At 38.3% G+C, this 15,687-nt stretch carries 19 protein-coding genes and 1 pseudogene; 12 read left to right on the top strand and 8 right to left on the bottom strand.

Translation table 11 applies throughout. The features are described 5' to 3' along the window. The first annotated feature begins 46 nt into the window (after window positions 1–46). Window positions 47–1,417, top strand: a complete 1,371-nt coding sequence (gene rlmD, locus NST21_RS02160; protein ID WP_056522758.1) for a 23S rRNA (uracil(1939)-C(5))-methyltransferase RlmD — start codon at window positions 47–49, stop codon at window positions 1,415–1,417. Window positions 1,418–1,672: 255 nt separating this feature from the next. Further along, window positions 1,673–2,221 (top strand): YitT family protein, encoded by a 549-nt coding sequence (locus NST21_RS02165; RefSeq protein ID WP_340887477.1) that lies wholly within the window; start codon window positions 1,673–1,675, stop codon window positions 2,219–2,221. Window positions 2,222–2,253: 32 nt separating this feature from the next. On the opposite strand, the gene NST21_RS02170 is transcribed toward NST21_RS02165, so the two are convergent. The 7 genes from NST21_RS02170 to NST21_RS02200 form a co-directional block, all read right to left on the bottom strand. Further along, window positions 2,254–3,114, bottom strand: a complete 861-nt coding sequence (locus NST21_RS02170) for a DUF421 domain-containing protein (protein WP_056522753.1) — start codon at window positions 3,112–3,114, stop codon at window positions 2,254–2,256. A gap of 32 nt (window positions 3,115–3,146) precedes the next feature. Next, entirely contained in the window at window positions 3,147–3,353 is a 207-nt protein-coding gene (locus NST21_RS02175) for a DUF1657 domain-containing protein (protein ID WP_053344233.1), read from the bottom strand. 12 nt (window positions 3,354–3,365) lie between these two features. Beyond that, entirely contained in the window at window positions 3,366–3,716 is a 351-nt protein-coding gene (gene spoVAE / locus NST21_RS02180) for a stage V sporulation protein AE (RefSeq protein WP_053347930.1), read from the bottom strand. Window positions 3,717–3,721: 5 nt separating this feature from the next. Continuing rightward, window positions 3,722–4,732: a stage V sporulation protein AD gene (spoVAD, locus tag NST21_RS02185; RefSeq protein WP_328113380.1), complete on the bottom strand. Its 1,011-nt coding sequence runs from the start codon at window positions 4,730–4,732 to the stop codon at window positions 3,722–3,724. Further along, window positions 4,732–5,211, bottom strand: a complete 480-nt coding sequence (gene spoVAC / locus NST21_RS02190; RefSeq protein ID WP_340887478.1) for a stage V sporulation protein AC — start codon at window positions 5,209–5,211, stop codon at window positions 4,732–4,734. The genes spoVAD and spoVAC overlap by 1 nt, the downstream gene beginning before the upstream one ends. A gap of 20 nt (window positions 5,212–5,231) precedes the next feature. Continuing rightward, entirely contained in the window at window positions 5,232–5,702 is a 471-nt protein-coding gene (locus NST21_RS02195) for a YhcN/YlaJ family sporulation lipoprotein (protein ID WP_340887479.1), read from the bottom strand. A gap of 69 nt (window positions 5,703–5,771) precedes the next feature. Next, the gene (locus NST21_RS02200; protein WP_053344237.1) at window positions 5,772–5,975 is read right to left on the bottom strand and encodes a DUF1657 domain-containing protein; all 204 of its coding nucleotides are present in this window, start codon (window positions 5,973–5,975) and stop codon (window positions 5,772–5,774) included. 721 nt (window positions 5,976–6,696) lie between these two features. On the opposite strand from NST21_RS02200, the gene NST21_RS02205 reads away from it, so the two are divergent. The 6 genes from NST21_RS02205 to NST21_RS02230 all read left to right on the top strand — a co-directional run bounded on the left by NST21_RS02205 (window position 6,697) and on the right by NST21_RS02230 (window position 11,607). Beyond that, window positions 6,697–7,113, top strand: a complete 417-nt coding sequence (locus tag NST21_RS02205) for a hypothetical protein (protein WP_340887480.1) — start codon at window positions 6,697–6,699, stop codon at window positions 7,111–7,113. Next, window positions 7,110–8,387 carry an ammonium transporter gene (locus NST21_RS02210; RefSeq protein ID WP_340887481.1) on the top strand — a complete coding sequence of 426 codons (1,278 nt, stop codon included), beginning with the start codon at window positions 7,110–7,112 and terminating at the stop codon, window positions 8,385–8,387. The genes NST21_RS02205 and NST21_RS02210 overlap by 4 nt, the downstream gene beginning before the upstream one ends. A 36-nt stretch (window positions 8,388–8,423) precedes the next feature. Then, window positions 8,424–8,651 carry a hypothetical protein gene (locus NST21_RS02215; protein ID WP_340887483.1) on the top strand — a complete coding sequence of 76 codons (228 nt, stop codon included), beginning with the start codon at window positions 8,424–8,426 and terminating at the stop codon, window positions 8,649–8,651. 543 nt (window positions 8,652–9,194) lie between these two features. Beyond that, a complete protein-coding gene (locus NST21_RS02220; protein WP_340887484.1) occupies window positions 9,195–11,060 on the top strand; it encodes a DUF6583 family protein in 1,866 nt (621 codons plus the stop codon). A gap of 88 nt (window positions 11,061–11,148) precedes the next feature. Next, the gene (locus tag NST21_RS02225) at window positions 11,149–11,313 is read left to right on the top strand and encodes a hypothetical protein (RefSeq protein WP_340887485.1); all 165 of its coding nucleotides are present in this window, start codon (window positions 11,149–11,151) and stop codon (window positions 11,311–11,313) included. 114 nt (window positions 11,314–11,427) lie between these two features. Further along, the gene (locus NST21_RS02230) at window positions 11,428–11,607 is read left to right on the top strand and encodes a hypothetical protein (protein WP_340887486.1); all 180 of its coding nucleotides are present in this window, start codon (window positions 11,428–11,430) and stop codon (window positions 11,605–11,607) included. Between the two features lie 169 nt (window positions 11,608–11,776). Here the strand turns inward: NST21_RS02230 and NST21_RS02235 are convergent, their stop codons facing one another. Continuing rightward, the gene (locus NST21_RS02235) at window positions 11,777–12,223 is read right to left on the bottom strand and encodes a hypothetical protein (protein WP_340887487.1); all 447 of its coding nucleotides are present in this window, start codon (window positions 12,221–12,223) and stop codon (window positions 11,777–11,779) included. Window positions 12,224–12,479: 256 nt separating this feature from the next. On the opposite strand from NST21_RS02235, the gene NST21_RS02240 reads away from it, so the two are divergent. The 4 genes and pseudogenes from NST21_RS02240 to NST21_RS28645 form a co-directional block, all read left to right on the top strand. Next, window positions 12,480–13,136 carry a 5-bromo-4-chloroindolyl phosphate hydrolysis family protein gene (locus NST21_RS02240; protein ID WP_201183207.1) on the top strand — a complete coding sequence of 219 codons (657 nt, stop codon included), beginning with the start codon at window positions 12,480–12,482 and terminating at the stop codon, window positions 13,134–13,136. Beyond that, complete coding sequence (locus NST21_RS02245) at window positions 13,133–14,305, top strand: toxic anion resistance protein (protein WP_053344243.1); 1,173 nt, start codon at window positions 13,133–13,135, stop codon at window positions 14,303–14,305. The genes NST21_RS02240 and NST21_RS02245 overlap by 4 nt, the downstream gene beginning before the upstream one ends. A gap of 11 nt (window positions 14,306–14,316) precedes the next feature. Continuing rightward, window positions 14,317–14,886, top strand: a complete 570-nt coding sequence (locus NST21_RS02250) for a nitroreductase family protein (protein WP_057218282.1) — start codon at window positions 14,317–14,319, stop codon at window positions 14,884–14,886. A gap of 637 nt (window positions 14,887–15,523) precedes the next feature. Next, window positions 15,524–15,601: pseudogene (locus tag NST21_RS28645) on the top strand (SEC-C metal-binding domain-containing protein); the annotation flags it as partial. Window positions 15,602–15,687 lie beyond the last annotated feature (86 nt).

Genomic DNA, 15,687 nt, shown 5'->3' on the forward strand with positions numbered 1-15,687 from the left:
ATGTGGTAAAATACAGGCTAGCTTATAAAAGAAAAGAGAAGATGATATGAAAAAAACAGCACCCGTTGCTAAAAATGATATTATAGAGGTTTTATTCGAAGATTTAACGCACGAAGGAGCTGGAGTAGCTAAAGTTGATGGCTATCCGATCTTTGTTCAGAACGCCCTTCCTGGTGAAAAGGCAAAAGTTAAAGTAATGAAGACAAATAAAGGTTATGGCTTCGGACGTTTGATGGAGATTATAGAAAATAGTCCATATCGAGTTGAGATTACAACTGAAGACTTTCATAAATACGGTGGCTGTCAGCTACAGCATATGAGCTATGAAGGACAGTTGGAATTCAAAGAAAAACAAGTCCGTGAAGTGATGACTCGCATTGGAAAACTTGAGGATGTGAAGGTACACCCGATAATTGGTATGGAAAACCCAACTCATTATCGTAACAAAGCCCAAGTGCCTGTTGGTGAAAAGGACGGCAAGCTAATAGCGGGATTCTTTAAACCACGGACACATGAAATTGTAGAAACGAAAGAAAGCATTATCCAAAATGAAGTGATTAGTGAAGCTGTTCAAGTTGTAAAAGAAATCATCAGTAAACTTGGTATCCCTGCTTACAATGAAAAAACCCATAAAGGTGTATTGCGTCACATTATGGCTCGTTATGGCAAGCAAACAGGCGAATTAATGATAGTACTCGTTACAAGAACGAAAAGTATCCCTTTCATCGAAACAATCGTGAAGGAAATCGTTGAACGTCTTCCACAGGTGAAATCAATCGTCCAAAACGTAAATTCGAAGAAAACAAATGTTATCTTGGGCGACAACATGACTTTGCTATGGGGTAACGAAGTGATCTATGATTTGATCGGTGACGTGAAATTTGCGATTTCCGCAAAATCCTTTTATCAAATTAATCCAGATCAAACGAAGGTTCTTTATGATAAAGCACTTAATTATGCTGGTCTAACGGGCGAAGAAACGGTGATTGATGCTTATTGTGGCATTGGTACCATTTCATTATTCTTAGCACAAAAAGCGAAAAAGGTTATTGGTGTGGAAGTTGTATCAGAAGCGATTGAAGATGCACGCCGCAACGCTGAATTAAATGAAATCACAAATGCAGAATTCATCGTTGGTGATGCAGGAAACGTCATTGCTGAATGGTATCAAAAGGGTAACACGGCAGACGTCATCGTTGTTGATCCACCTCGTAAAGGTTGTGAAGAATCTCTTCTAAACACAATCATTGAGATGAAACCTAAAAAGGTCGTTTATGTATCTTGTAACCCAGGAACCTTGGCGCGGGACCTTCATATTTTAGAAGAAGGCGGATATAAAGCAGTTGATATCCAACCTGTCGACATGTTCCCGATGACTACACATGTTGAAAATGTAGTGTTATTAGAATTGAAATAATGGTGTAAGTGCCCAGTCATTTGACTGGGCTTATTTTATATTGATTTATATAATTAGTGTCTTTGTTAGATAGAGATGATGAAGCAGGAACCATTAAGGGCTCTGCTTTTTCAATGTGGTGTCAAAAATTGTAGTAAGGGTGCTGAGGAAAAAAAATTTCACATGTATATTCTTGACGTTCTAACTTGGACATATATTATGGAATATCGAATATCGAATGGGAGGTAAGGTGATTTTATTAAATTCCAAAAAGTGATGGCTGTAATCGTTGGTAGCTTTTTGATAGGTATTGGAATTAATGGTTTTTTAGTTCCATATCATTTAATAGATGGCGGTGTTATTGGAATTGCTCTTATTATTCATTATTTTTTGGGCTTTCAAACGGGGTTATCCATGTTAGTTCTTAGTATTCCTTTATTTTTATATGCTTGGTACTATGAACGTCACTTTTTCTATAGCAGCATCCATGGATTACTTTTGACTTCTCTTTTTATGGATTGGTTGAGTCCATTAAAAAAGGCATTTTCTATTTCCATTCTCAGTAGTTCGTTAATTGGCGGAGCTATCATTGGGCTGGGCATAGGGCTTATGCTTCGATATGAGACAAGCAGCGGAGGAACAGATTTGTTAGCAAAATTCATTTCCAAATCTTCCTCCATAGATATTGCTATAGTTATTATTGTCATCGATACACTCATTATTACAGCTGCCATCTTCATCTTAGGCATGAGAATTTTTCTTTTTTCATGTCTGACGATTGTCATTATTGGACTGATTACATCACTTATGAAAGTGAGGGATTAAATTTTCTTATCAACCCAAACGTATAAAATAAATTAGTTTTTTAAGATGAAGGCTACATGATCAATTGCCTTTTGCAATTTTTCACTATTTTTGCTATACATTTCTTTAGCTTCCTTTGATTCAGTTCCAAGGGCAAATAACTCTAAGTCTGCTTGGCATTTTTTCAAAGTTGCTAGCATCAAAGGCTTTTCTTGTGGAGATGGCACTTTAATTTTATCATCAAAAAGGTCCACGTTTAATTCTCCATTAGAGTTTGCTTGTCCAAGAAAGACATTCTCGATGGTTACGCCTAACTTATCCAGTTCAGTTTTCAACCAATTTCGGTTTAGGCCAATCGTGGAAAGTGGTTCATCAAGGATTTCTCCATCCATAATGACAGTCTGAGCCTCCTTGACTGAAGCAACGGCCAGGTTAAGATCTTTAGCAGTAAGCGGCTGGTTTTGCTTCTTTAACATAACCGAAAAGTCACCGTTTGCTTCTAACAAACCAAACTCAACATCAGCTACATCAAAGACATCTTTCTTTCGGAGTAACCCTAACAATTCATCAGTTGTATACTTTTCCTTTTTTAAATTGTCTTCCATGACTTTTCCATCTTTAATAAACACTGAGGCTTTTCCTTCCACAAGATCACGAATAGTTTTGCTTTTCAAAGAAATTAATCCTGCTATAAAAGGTGCGAGTGCAAAGACGAGAATAGAAAGCACCCCATTTATAATACTTCCTTCAACCTTTGTGGCTAACTCTGCCCCAACGTTCCCGATGGTTATGCCAGTGACATATTCAAAAAAGGAAAGCTGAGATATCTGTTTTTTACCTAACCATTTTGTGATTGAAAAAAGGACAATTAAAAAAAATAGTGACCGTAAAACGATTTGTAACCATTCAGGCATTACTTAGCACCTCCTGCAAATCATAGGTTTAATCAAAAACCCTTATATTGTGGTTCCTCTCGTTCTAATTCTCCAACGCGCTTGTGTACATCCTTCATCACTTCATTCACTACCATCATCGTTTCATGCAGGATACGTTTCGATTCATCATCTTGAGTTCGGAGTGCAAGGCTAGATAAACCAGCTTCTACACCCTTAAGGCTGGCGACACATTGTTTCACTTCAGATGCAATAGTCATCCTGTATTCTCCTTATCCTTTTGGTTTAAAAATAATAGCTCCTATCATTCCGAAAATAATTGCCGCTGATATCCCGGCACTAGTTACTTCAAACATTCCTGAAATTACACCAATTAAGCCATGCTTTTCTGCCTCGGCCATTGCCCCATGCACAAGGGAATTCCCGAAACTTGTAATGGGGATCGTTGCGCCTGCACCTGCAAAATCAATAAATGGTTCGTATAAACCAAACCCATCTAAAAGAGCTCCTACGACAACAAATGTACTTAATGTATGGGCGGGTGTTAGCTTGAATACATCAAACATTATTTGCCCGATTACACAAATAAAGCCTCCTACAACAAAAGCCCAAAAATAAATCATCATTGCTATTCACCACCATATTCAATCGAAACGGCATGGGCGATACATGGAATAGTCTCGCTTTGCTGAAAGGATAGAGGAGATAATAATGCGCCGGTAGCCACGACTAACATACGTTTGAAATCTCCCTTTTTCATGCGGTTTAATAAATGCCCATATACAACCGTTGCTGAACATCCTGGTCCGCTGGCTCCGGATAAAACTGGTTGCCCCTCTCTATAAATCATTAATCCGCAATCCTTATACTGTTCTTCACGTATAGGGGTTCCATGTTTTTTAAATAATTCTAATGAAGCTTTTTGCCCAATCTTTCCTAAATCTCCAGTTACAATCAAATCATAATAGGAAGGGTCGATGTTTCGTTCTCTTAGATGGGTCTCAATTGTATCGACAGCTGCTGGAGCCATGGCTCCTCCCATATTAAATGGATCGGTCAATCCCATGTCAATGACCCGGCCGATTGTGGCTGAAGTAACTCGAGGGCCTTTTCCGGAACTACTTAATAAGGCAACTCCTGCACCCGTAACGGTCCATTGGGCAGTGGGAGGCTTTTGACCGCCGTATTCAGTTGGGTAACGGAACTGCTTTTCAACAGCGGTGTTATGACTTGAAGCACCTGTTAACAGATAATCCGCTCCTTTAGTGTTAACAAGGTAAGCGCCGAGAGCAAGTCCTTCCATAGAGGTAGAACACGCTCCAAACAAGCCGAGATAGGGTGTACCCAAAGTTCGACAGGCAAAACTTGTAGGTGTTATTTGATTAATGAGGTCGCCACCAAGGAAAAACTGAATCTGATCTTTTTGAAGGCCAGCCTTTTCGATTGCTTTTGTACTTGCTTCTTCTATGAGGACTTTGTGAGCCTTTTCATAGGAATCTTGATTTAGCCATAAATCGGAATGAAGTAAATCAAAATCATCTGCAAGTAATCCTTCAGCTTCAAATGGTCCCCCGACAGTTCCAGTGGAGAGTATGACAGGTTTTTGATCGAAAACCCATGTACGATGACCCGTCAGCATTATAAACCACCCCATTGAATAAGAATTGTTTTTATCAGAGCAACAATAAAAGCGGAAAAAACGCCGAATAAGATGACGGAGCCTGCCAATTTAAACATATTACCACCAACTCCTAAAACAAATCCTTCTGTTCGATGTTCAATAGCGGCTGATATGACAGCATTCCCGAATCCTGTAAGTGGTACTGCAGATCCGGCTCCCCCAAATTGAGCGATTCGGTCATACACTCCAAATCCAGTAAGAAGCATAGCAATGAAAATTAGCGTTCCTGCAGTGGGGTTCCCAGCCGTTTGATCTGTGAAATCAAAGTAATGAATATAAAGATTTTGAATAAACTGCCCGATAAGGCAAATGATTCCACCTGTTATAAAAGCTTTAACGCAATTTAGTAGTACTGGTCTTTTTGTTTCCAGTTGGGTTTGAAGTTGCTGATATTCTTGTTGGACAGGGGTTAATTTTTTCTTTTTATTATTTGACATGCTTGTATCACCTCTTCCGTCTACGTTTGTTCCTTTATTAAGCTTTTGATTTTTTTGAAGTCTTTTTTCAGTGAGTCCATCTTAGTCTTATCTTTTTCGAGCTTTTGTTCCAACTGGTCAAGTTCTAAAAACATCTTTTGGTCAGTCGAGATAAGAATTTTATAATCTGGGAACATGTTTTCTAAGTCAGATTGTGCTTGCTTTTTAATGCTCGTTAAACGGAAACGATCAAAATTATCTACTTTGACTGCCACTAACAATTCCTTATCGCTATTTACGGCTTTTACATCCGAAACCTCTTCCTCTGCTAATAGCCTATCTTTAGCTTGATTTGCAACGGATTGCTCTATTGGACTGCTAGTATGTACCTTCGAAATATTCAAGTTTTTATTATTATCTATTTGATTCGAATTTCCGGAACATCCTGAGACAAACCCGATAACAGTTATTAAAAGAAGGAATGTTTTTAATGTCTTCATTTTGTATTTCAAGGAATTGCCTCCTCAAATTAAAGATATAAAAAAAGGTTGGTTGCCTCAACCAACCTTTTTTATGATTACTTATTGCTTATATTGTGGTTCTTCTTGCTCAATCTGATCAATACGAGGAGAAACGCTGTCAACAATCGATTGTGTTTGTTGAGCAGCCTGTTGATAAAGTTGTTTGGCTTGCTCGTTGTCTGTTGAAAGGGCGAAGGTCTCGAAGCTTGCTTGAGCACTTTTTAGTCCCGCTAAAGTCGTTTTAACATCACTGATTACTGTCATGGGTGTTACCTCCTTGGTTTTTAACTGCCTTTTTAGAGTAACGAAATATCAATTTTTATATACCTACCAATATTCTCTAGATTGTGAAAAATAGTGATTTCAATCCCTTGTTAGCTTAAAAATCGCATGGTCTCTAGGATGAAACTTGATAAGCTTTATAAAATAATTTGTTTCCGATTCAAATTATTTTATTGAGGGGGTTTAGTTTTGCTTCTTCAGTATAAAAAGGTGCCAACGTCGATCGGCTGATACTTCATTTGAACAAGTAACCCGTATTAATGAAGAACCAGTTAGCAATATACGGCGGATGTGGCTTTAGCGTCTGATGGAAACAGTTTGTTTTCATGAAAGTTCACTGCCACTGTTTCGTCAAGTGATGGTTGGTATATTTAAACTGATGGTGTGCCGGGAGAACTGAGCAGTTTTTGTGTGTAAAAAAGTAAAGGGACTGAGTTCGATTATTTGAGGGGAATTGCGCTTATCTATATTTAATCAAACGATTGATTAATAGCTGGAATAGTAATAAATATGGGGAGATAGCTAGCTTTTTTGTATGTAAGGGAGCCAGATATTTAAACAAATAAGTGCATTGTACGATTCAATTATTCACTCTAAATTAAAAACTGCCATAGTGTTTTGAAATTTTTTTAAAAGTTGACTCAATTCAGAATTATACATATAATCATATTAAAGCTAACGTGATAACGTGAGGTGATATAACATGATGATGATTTTGGACGATTTGTATAATAGAATGGTTTTTCAAATTTCGTTGGAAGAAGTAATGAAAGTTCTGCAAGGAATCAAGAGCAAACAAGAGTCGGAGATTGAATCAATGAAAACTAGGATACATAAATACGAGCAAAAGCGAAGAGCAGAGGAAGCGTGGTATCAATCGCTATCCCCATTTAAACGGTTTTTTACGGGACGGGCTCCGAGCCATCATCAGGCTGTAGAGCATTTGGTGAATGTTAAAGAAAGATATATCAAAATTGAGAGTATAAAACAAAAGGTCGCTATTATAAATGAGGCGATTCGCTTACTGGAAGCAGACCCGGAAAAACGCGAAATAATATTGCCACCTACCATCATAGAAGAGATAAAGGCTTGGCGGAAAGTGGAGGGACTACCAATATGACATTAGAAACGTTAAATGCTGGATTGGATACAATCTGGGTTGTTCTGACAGCAGCCATGATTCTATTAATGGAGGGCGGCTTTGCCTTATTAGAGGCAGGGTTTGTTCGTACTAAGAATAATGTGAACATCATTATGAAGGTTTTTGCTGATATTACGATTGGTACGCTTTGTTATTTCGTAGTAGGTTTTGGGTTAATGTATGGGACGGATTTAATAGGGAGTATCGGGACGAGTGGTTTTATGCTGAAAGGTGATTTGGCGCACATCGATTTGACCATTTCAATAGATGCTTTTTGGCTATTTCAAGGGGCGTTTGTTATTGCGGTAATCTCCATCGTTTCCGGAGCCGTTGCGGAAAGGATTAATTTTCGCGCGTACCTTATCTATGTGGTCATGATGACGGCGTTTATCTATCCGATTGCCGGTCACTGGGTATGGGGCGGCGGCTGGCTAAGTGAGTTAGGGATGCAGGATTTTGCAGGCTCGGCTGTCATTCATGCACTAGGTGGTTTTTCTGCACTGGCAGCAGCCATGGTGATTGGTCCGAGAGTGGGGAAATTTCCGTCAGAGGGACCCAGTTCTATTTCCCTGCCTAGTAATCTCCCGTTGGCATCGGTTGGAGCGTTCCTCTTATGGTTCGGCTGGTTTGGGTTTAATGCAGGAAGTACTCTGCAGGCTACAGATGGTCGTATCGGACATATTGCTATTGTCACGATGCTCTCAGCTGCATCAGGTGGTGCGGGCACTATGCTTTATACGTTATTTCGCTATGGACGATCAGATGCTCCGTCCGTCATCAATGGTTCACTAGCAGGACTTGTTGGTATTACAGCTGGCTGCGCTTTCGTTAGTGATATTGCTGCGATCCTAATTGGGGCAGTTTCCGGAATGCTTATGATAGCAGCAACTAACTGGTTAGAAGCCCGTAAGATTGACGATCCAGTGGGTGCCTTTCCTGTCCATGCGGCTTCTGGTATGTGGGGAACAATAGCTGTAGGTCTGTTTGCTACAGAAGGTGGTCTATTTACAGGTGGAGGATGGCATTTACTTAGGGTTCAAGCGTTGGGATTAATGGTATTGTGTATTTGGGGATTTGTATTAACATGGATGGTTTTTAAAGTCATCAATATTTGGGTACCAATTCGGTCTACGGATGAAGAAGAAGAGCTAGGCCTGGATATCAGCTATCATGGTATCATGGCCACTCATACCTCTCCAGAGTTTATTAAGTCAGAGAATTACTTTAAGCAGGAAGAAGAGGTAAAAAGGTAAGATTTATCTTAGTATAGAGTAAGAGGTGATTTATAAATGGGTACATGCAATCTAAATCATTCCCAGCAAGATGTCAGATTGAAATTAGAGAGTCAAATGGGATTTTTACCAAAGGACTTAGGTAAGAAATTGGGTCGCTTTCTAGAAAACGAAAATTCGCAGGAAACACTGAACGAATTGTTTCATCTTTTAAAGAAGTACGATTTGGCTTCTAAGGAAGAACAAGATGCAAGAAATGAAAAGTTAAATCATTTTATAAGATGATCGAGAAAGAACGGGAGTGCAAGAATGGCTCCTGTTCTTTTTTTGTTTCTAGTTTAAATATGTAATATTTCCGAAAATAAATGGTTAAACATTCTTTTTGAGCGGAGTGAGAAATGAGGATCATGGGAGGCTTTAATAAAAATTCTTAAGTGATAATTTCATGGGGTATTTACATACTTATACAGAGGGCGCAGGGAAACTCGCTCCTTGATATTATTAGATACATGTTTCGAGGAGTATTTAATGTCATAACAAGTAAAGGATGGAGGTGATTTATTGATCAGCGGCTATTCATGATATTTGAACAGATGAGGTGAGAAGGCATAGATTTCCGAAAATGAAATTGAGAGTTATTTTCTAGAAATTTAGAATATGAATATTAATTAACAAGAATTTAATAAGATGGGTAATAATGCCTGTTATTTTCGTCTTTATTTACCTAAAATATGTAATTATTGAAATATATTATTTATGATGAAAAAGTACTAAATTTATAGGGGTTTATGTGTTAAGTGAGTAGGAAAAGGGAGAGAGACCTAATAAATGAAAAATTGTAAATCATGTGGTAAGACGGTGAGTGAGAATTCTAAACTTTGCCTATCATGTGGCGCTTCTGTAGGTGAAGACCAAATAACAGAAGAGGAAATGGCTGCTTCTGAATTGAGGCAAGAACGAATCGAGGAAAAGCCCTCAAAAAAGCTATTCAAGAAAAAAACGTTAATTATTACGGCAGTATTAGCATGTATCATCATTACCAGTGCGGTTGCAGCTATTATTCATAAATCCCCGAAAGAGCTGTATCTTCTGTCTGAATACAAAACGTATCAGAATTACAAAGAGAAATGGACCAATAAGTATGGCAATTCAATTGAATTCCAAGAAAAAATGATGAAGCAACCTTCAAGTTCAGATATGACCCTTAGTGGAAGTGTCGAAATGGATTCATTAGGAAATAACCCAGACTTTGAAATGATTCAAGAATTATTGAGCCATATATCTTTTACAGCCAATACTGAACAGGATCCTATAAGCAAACAAGGTCACTACAAATTAGCCTTGAATGTCGAAAAGGAGAATGCTTTGGATATGGAAATGTTCCAAAGTAAGGATAAACTCGGTTTGAAGGTTCAGGTGTTATATGAAAAATTCTTTTATTTGAATTTTGTTGAATATGGTGAGTTCATGCGTATGATTGATCCCTTATATGACGGGCCTGAAACCTTAGAAGTATCGGATCTTAAATGGCAGGACCTGAAATTAACGGAGAAAGAACAGAAATATATTCAAAAACGGTATGGGATATTCTTGTTGGACCGATTAGAGGGTGAAAACTTTAAGGTACAAAAAGGCGTGGAATATAAACATGAAGGCGAGACGATGAAGTTAAGGGAAGTGACTCTTAAGTTATCTGCCTCGGAAACTAAAAACCTTGTAAATGATTTTATGGATCAATTAATTGAAGATAATAAGCTTCATAGCATGATAGTTAATCGAGCACAAAAAGTGGCGAAGGCTACTGCGATGGCAGATGACGTAGATGTGCTTGATACAAAAGAAATGAAACGACAATTAGTTAATGGGTTAAAAGATGCAAAGAATGAAATGAAGGATATTAGTTTTCCAAATGGGTTTTCTTCTACATTACTAATTAACAAGAGTGAGCAAGTTATCGATCGTAAAGTAACAATGGCGGTAGGAGGAGACTCAGATCAGGTCAATATGAATGTAAACAGTAAATATATTCCTTATGGAAATGATCAGATATTTGAAGAATTTAGCGTTGTATTATCTCCTGAAAAAGATGAGGATTCCCAGGTTATGTTCCAAGTTACAAATGATGTGGCTGTTAATAAAGATACGCGGGCTGAAAACCTTAAGGCTTCCTTTATGTATGAAGAGTACGGGGAGAGTGAGGAAATCAAGTTTGCGATGAAGAGTGATATTAACGGAGAAAACGATGGTAAGCAGAACATCATTAGGAATTTTAACCTGAACTTCGCCGGTGGTGATTTATCTGATATGCCTTCTGCCTTTAAAGGAACAATTAAACAAGCGAGCGATCTTAACCTAAAGAAAGACTATTCCAATAGGGAATTTGAAGTAAAGCTTGGTCTAGAGGGTGATTTGGATTCAGGAACGGTTACAGTCAAGCTAGATTCTAAGACGAAGCTAAAGGATAAAGCCGATCTGCCAGATTTGGAGCTTGATTCTGGTGAAGGGTTAAGCGTAGTGAACATTTCTGAAAATGAGATGTATAAAATTCAGGAAGAAGTAGGAACGAATTTAATGGAGCTTGGTGTCAAATATGGGCTCATTCCGGAAGATATGTATCAGTTCGATATTTACGATGAAGCTAGTTATGACGGTTATTATCAATTTGAAGACAAACATTCGGATGATAAGTTTTAGGTAGGGTGTGTTTTACATGAGAAACACGTTGGTTTTTACATCCTTTTATATAAAGGTACTATTATAAAATAGGAAGGCAGCCGAAGGAATGTGGCTGACTCCTATTTTCTTTTTATTGGGCGCAGCAGTCATTGGAAACTACTTTTTGAAAGAAGAGAGCCGAGTACAGCCATTTAAAGTAGCGATAGTAAATGATGATCCTTCGGTTGAAACAAATTTGGTCATCGAACAGCTTACAGATAGCCACATTTGAACGGGATTATGACCAAGTTGGAGGTTGATCAAAAAGAGGCAGAAGAGCTACTGCAAAACCAAACTAGAAATTAATCATTATTGTAAAAAGACGGCCCAGCAAGGAAGAACAATGGTGTACATTACATATGACATGAGTGAAATCTTGAAGCACTGTGACCGAATCGGTGTTCTGCAATATGGCGTCATGGATCACAGGTACCCTCAAGGAAGCGGCCGAAAGCTTCGGGGAATAAGGCTATTACAACATATCCCTAGAAGAAGTAGTATACAGGCTATTAAGCGAAACGGATGATAGTTTGGAGAACTGGCAAATCAGTTAAGATAACCCGAAATGACCGTTCTGTTAAGCTTTAAACCTCTTAATCAATCGTTTGATTAATTTCATGTTCTTTTGATGAAAGAGCTAGTGAAAACGTAAAAAAACAGCAGAGGCCCATAATGAGCTCCTGCTGTTTTTTTTCCTAAAAGCCATCATCTGTAGCGGAGAATGGGATGCTCAAGTTCCTTTCCACGGCCCGCAGTCTTTGATTAAGTCTGTTCAATCTGTTCGTATGACGCTGATCATTTTGGCTTAGCCTAGTTATTTCCTGGTTAACACGGTTCACTTCTCGATTCACCCGCGTAATCTCTTGGTTCAGTCGATTGATTTCTCTCGTTTGTTGCTCATTTTGACGCTCAAGCTCCCGAACTCTTCTTTCAATTTGTTGAGTTTGCGGCGGTTGTCTTTCAAAATCAAACTCCTCGGGCAAATGGTTATATGGATCGTCTTGAGTCTGCTGATAATTCCAATCTTGCTGTGGTACATATTCATATCGTTCGGGTTGTTGGAAGTATGGGTTGAAATTAGCCTGAATGTACTGATGATTTCCATTTTGTTGTGGAAAAGGATAAAAACCGTGTAAATTCATAGTTAGCTCTCCTTTGCAAACGGGATAGATACCCTATAACTTATGTGAGTTTTAGTAAAGTGACAAGGCGATAGCCTAAAAATAGTATAATGAAGAGGGGGCATTTTCCAATGAAAATATAAATTCATCGCTAAATTTGCAGAAACCATCCTGTTCCTATATCGTTTAAGTAGGAGAAAATTTTCTTCCATCTTGAAACCAATTACTGTGATAATCGTATATATAGAAAAGAGTGTAAGTCAGGAGTGTAGTGAAAATGAATCGCTTTCTTGCCGATGTTGTTCCAATATTAATTGCATTTCCAATGGTTTTGCCGGTTTGGCTGATTAGCTATTTTGCATTGAATCAATCGTTTGTTCTTTCTGTTGTCTTTTCCTTAGTTGGAGGGGGCCTCGCATACTGGCTAAGTTCCGTCTACTTTTCCTCACGATTCCTCAAAAAACATGAATTGACAAGAAAAGAATATCAATATATAAAGAAAAATTTAAGTGAAGCAAAACCGAAAATATGGCGAGTGCAAAAGGCACTAATTTCGGTCAGGCATATCTCTTCTTTTAAACAGAGGAAGGATATGATAAAGATGATCAGGAAAATATATAGTCTTACCAAAAAAGAACCGAAGCGCTTTTACCAGGCGGAACAATTTTATTATTCCCATCTGGATTCAGCCACGGAGTTGGCAGAGAAATATGTTTTTTTATCTCAGCAGCCCAGAAAGAATAAGGAGCTCGAACTATCTTTAACAGAAACACGTAAAACTTTAAAGGATCTTACTAAAACAATAGAAAAGGATTTATATAAAGTGATTGCCGATGATATAGATAACCTCAACTTTGAATTGGACGTTGCGAAGCAAACCATTAAAACTAGAAAAGAGTCACAAGTAATCGATGAAAGCAGGAGGTTAAAATGAATAATAATGATCCAAACCTGTTAAATAATACGACTAACGCCAATTTAATTGATGATCTTTTAGCCAATCCATTTGACGAGGTGCAGCAGTTGGAGAAGCTTTCTCCCCAGGAAGCGAAGCCGGTCAAACTGATTGATGTCATTCCGGAAGAAAACCGGGCAAAGGCCTACCAGCTTGCTGAACAAATTGACCCAACAAATCACCAGGCGATGATTTCCTATGGTACACCCGCTCAATCAAAGCTCTTAACCTTTTCGAATTCGATGCTTGAGCATGTGCAAAAAAAGGATGTAGGTGAAGTGGGCGACATTATCAGTGATTTAATGAAGAAGTTAAACGATCTGAGCCCGGATGAGCTTAAACCGGATAAGCCCTCGTTTTTTGCGCGTATGTTCGGGAAGTTGACGGGATCTGTACAGGAAGTACTTTCTAAGTATCAAAAAACAGGGGCTCAAATTGATCGAATCAGTGTAAAACTCGATCGGAGCAAGAACATCCTGCTATCGGATATCGTAATCCTTGAAAAGCTTTATGAAACGAATAAGGAATATTTTCAAGCGTTAAATGTCTACATTGCAGCGGGGGAAATTAAACTTGAAGAAATCCATGAGAAAACAATTCCAGAGCTAAAGAAGTCTGCGGAATTAAGCAATGATCAAATGAAGTTTCAAGAAGTCAATGATATGCGCCAATTTGCTGAAAGATTAGATAAAAGGCTGTATGATTTGAAATTGAGTCGTGAAATCACCATTCAAAGCGCCCCGCAAATTAGGCTGATACAAAACACAAATCAAGCGCTTGTCGAGAAAATCCAATCTTCGATCATGACGGCCATTCCGCTTTGGAAAAATCAGGTTGCAATTGCATTGACCTTGATCAGGCAGCGTCATGCTGTGGAGGCACAAAAGCAGGTTTCCAAAACGACAAATGATTTGCTATTAAAAAACTCGGAAATGCTGAAAACAAATACCATTGAAACGGCTAAGGAAAATGAGCGAGGGCTTGTCGACATTGAAACATTAAAGAACACCCAAGCTAATTTAATTTCCACGCTTGAAGAAACTATGCGAATTCAAGAAGAAGGCAGGCATAAACGTCGACATGCTGAACAGGAACTGGCCGCGATGGAGAATGAACTAAAGCAGAAACTTTTAGAGATAAAGGGATAAGGAGAGATTACATGGAAACTATTGAAGCTATAAAAACGAGAAGAAGTATTGGGGTTGTTAAACAAGATCCTGTACCAAAAGAATTGATTGAACAAATAATTGAAGCTGGAACATATGCACCTAATCATCATCGAACAGAGCCTTGGCGTTTTTTTGTACTAACAGGAGAAGGAAGAAATAAACTCGGGCAGGTCTTTGAAGAGATAACAAGAATTGAAAATGCAGATGATACTCCAGAGAGTTTAATAAGTAAGATGGAAAGACAAAAAAAGAATCCTCTTAGAGCTCCGGTCATTATTGCAGTAGGTATTGAACCTAGTGATAAGAATAATGTCTTAGTATCCGAAGAATATGCGGCAGTGAACAGTGCTGTTCAGAATATGCTTCTTGCCGCACATTCTCTAGGTCTTGGGGCAGTATGGAGAACTGGCAAAATCACTTATAATACGAAGGTTCGGGAATTTTTCAACTTATCCTCAAAAGGAGAAATACTAGCATTCATTTACTTGGGTTATCCAGATATGGAGCCAAAACCGGCTAAAAAAACACCGATTGATGAATTGACTACTTGGATCGAATGAAAAATTAATGGAAAGTAAATATAGGAGCAGCTGCATCAGTATAAACACACTGCGGCAGCTGCTTTTTTTGTTCGATAAGATTTCTTTAATAGGTTTTTACCATATAGGATTCTGGCTTTCTTATGCTTCGTTTCAAGTGACGATTGAGTATTTAGGTTGTACAATACATAGGGTGAATAAATTTTGATGAATTAGGATGTGTCTATAGATGAGAACGATTGATCCATTTGAGATTCTAGATGGAAAAGCGATTAAATATTTGGATGTTTTTGGCGTTGAGGATGGAATTGCTTTAAAGAGTAAGTATGAAGATAAAACGTATTGGATATATGATTATTATTGCATGCATCAGACATGTGATTGCCAGGAAGTGTACCTTGAATTCGTGGAGGAGCGCAAGACCACCAGTCAGGCCGGACAGCATTTTGGAGTTCGGGTTTCATTCCGAGATAATCAATTCGTCCTAGAGGATTATAATATTTCCAAGCAAAAGGCGATGGATATTGCTGAAGACACGTTAAAGTACAGTAAAGACGTAATGGAACTGTTTAAGAAGCGCTATCAGCAAATGAAGGAAAAAGGCACACAAATTATCATGGAGAGTGCAAAAGCGGCTAAAATGCCTCATGTTCATACAGAACCAGTCATCGGAAGAAATGAGCCATGTCCATGTGGCAGCGGGAAAAAATACAAAAAATGCTGCGGTGCAGCTTAAGTTCATTTAAGGGAGGCTGACTCGATTCGGAGTCGCTTCTTTTTTTTGAAATCTAACATGGAAAAATAGAATAATTTCATAAATAA

The sequence above is a fragment of the Peribacillus sp. FSL K6-1552 genome (genome assembly GCF_038005205.1).
Lineage (GTDB): Bacteria > Bacillota > Bacilli > Bacillales > DSM-1321 > Peribacillus > Peribacillus butanolivorans.

What these genes read in the sequence shown, in the direction of transcription:
- rlmD (WP_056522758.1), top strand. Translation starts at nt 47, where the DNA reads ATGAAAAAAACAGCACCCGTTGCTAAAAATGATATTATAGAGGTTTTA.
- NST21_RS02165 (WP_340887477.1), top strand. Translation starts at nt 1,673, where the DNA reads ATGGCTGTAATCGTTGGTAGCTTTTTGATAGGTATTGGAATTAATGGT.
- NST21_RS02170 (WP_056522753.1), bottom strand. Translation starts at nt 3,114, where the DNA reads ATGCCTGAATGGTTACAAATCGTTTTACGGTCACTATTTTTTTTAATT.
- NST21_RS02175 (WP_053344233.1), bottom strand. Translation starts at nt 3,353, where the DNA reads ATGACTATTGCATCTGAAGTGAAACAATGTGTCGCCAGCCTTAAGGGT.
- spoVAE (WP_053347930.1), bottom strand. Translation starts at nt 3,716, where the DNA reads ATGATTTATTTTTGGGCTTTTGTTGTAGGAGGCTTTATTTGTGTAATC.
- spoVAD (WP_328113380.1), bottom strand. Translation starts at nt 4,732, where the DNA reads ATGCTGACGGGTCATCGTACATGGGTTTTCGATCAAAAACCTGTCATA.
- spoVAC (WP_340887478.1), bottom strand. Translation starts at nt 5,211, where the DNA reads ATGTCAAATAATAAAAAGAAAAAATTAACCCCTGTCCAACAAGAATAT.
- NST21_RS02200 (WP_053344237.1), bottom strand. Translation starts at nt 5,975, where the DNA reads ATGACAGTAATCAGTGATGTTAAAACGACTTTAGCGGGACTAAAAAGT.
- NST21_RS02205 (WP_340887480.1), top strand. Translation starts at nt 6,697, where the DNA reads ATGATGATGATTTTGGACGATTTGTATAATAGAATGGTTTTTCAAATT.
- NST21_RS02210 (WP_340887481.1), top strand. Translation starts at nt 7,110, where the DNA reads ATGACATTAGAAACGTTAAATGCTGGATTGGATACAATCTGGGTTGTT.
- NST21_RS02215 (WP_340887483.1), top strand. Translation starts at nt 8,424, where the DNA reads ATGGGTACATGCAATCTAAATCATTCCCAGCAAGATGTCAGATTGAAA.
- NST21_RS02220 (WP_340887484.1), top strand. Translation starts at nt 9,195, where the DNA reads ATGAAAAATTGTAAATCATGTGGTAAGACGGTGAGTGAGAATTCTAAA.
- NST21_RS02225 (WP_340887485.1), top strand. Translation starts at nt 11,149, where the DNA reads ATGTGGCTGACTCCTATTTTCTTTTTATTGGGCGCAGCAGTCATTGGA.
- NST21_RS02235 (WP_340887487.1), bottom strand. Translation starts at nt 12,223, where the DNA reads ATGAATTTACACGGTTTTTATCCTTTTCCACAACAAAATGGAAATCAT.
- NST21_RS02240 (WP_201183207.1), top strand. Translation starts at nt 12,480, where the DNA reads ATGAATCGCTTTCTTGCCGATGTTGTTCCAATATTAATTGCATTTCCA.
- NST21_RS02245 (WP_053344243.1), top strand. Translation starts at nt 13,133, where the DNA reads ATGAATAATAATGATCCAAACCTGTTAAATAATACGACTAACGCCAAT.
- NST21_RS02250 (WP_057218282.1), top strand. Translation starts at nt 14,317, where the DNA reads ATGGAAACTATTGAAGCTATAAAAACGAGAAGAAGTATTGGGGTTGTT.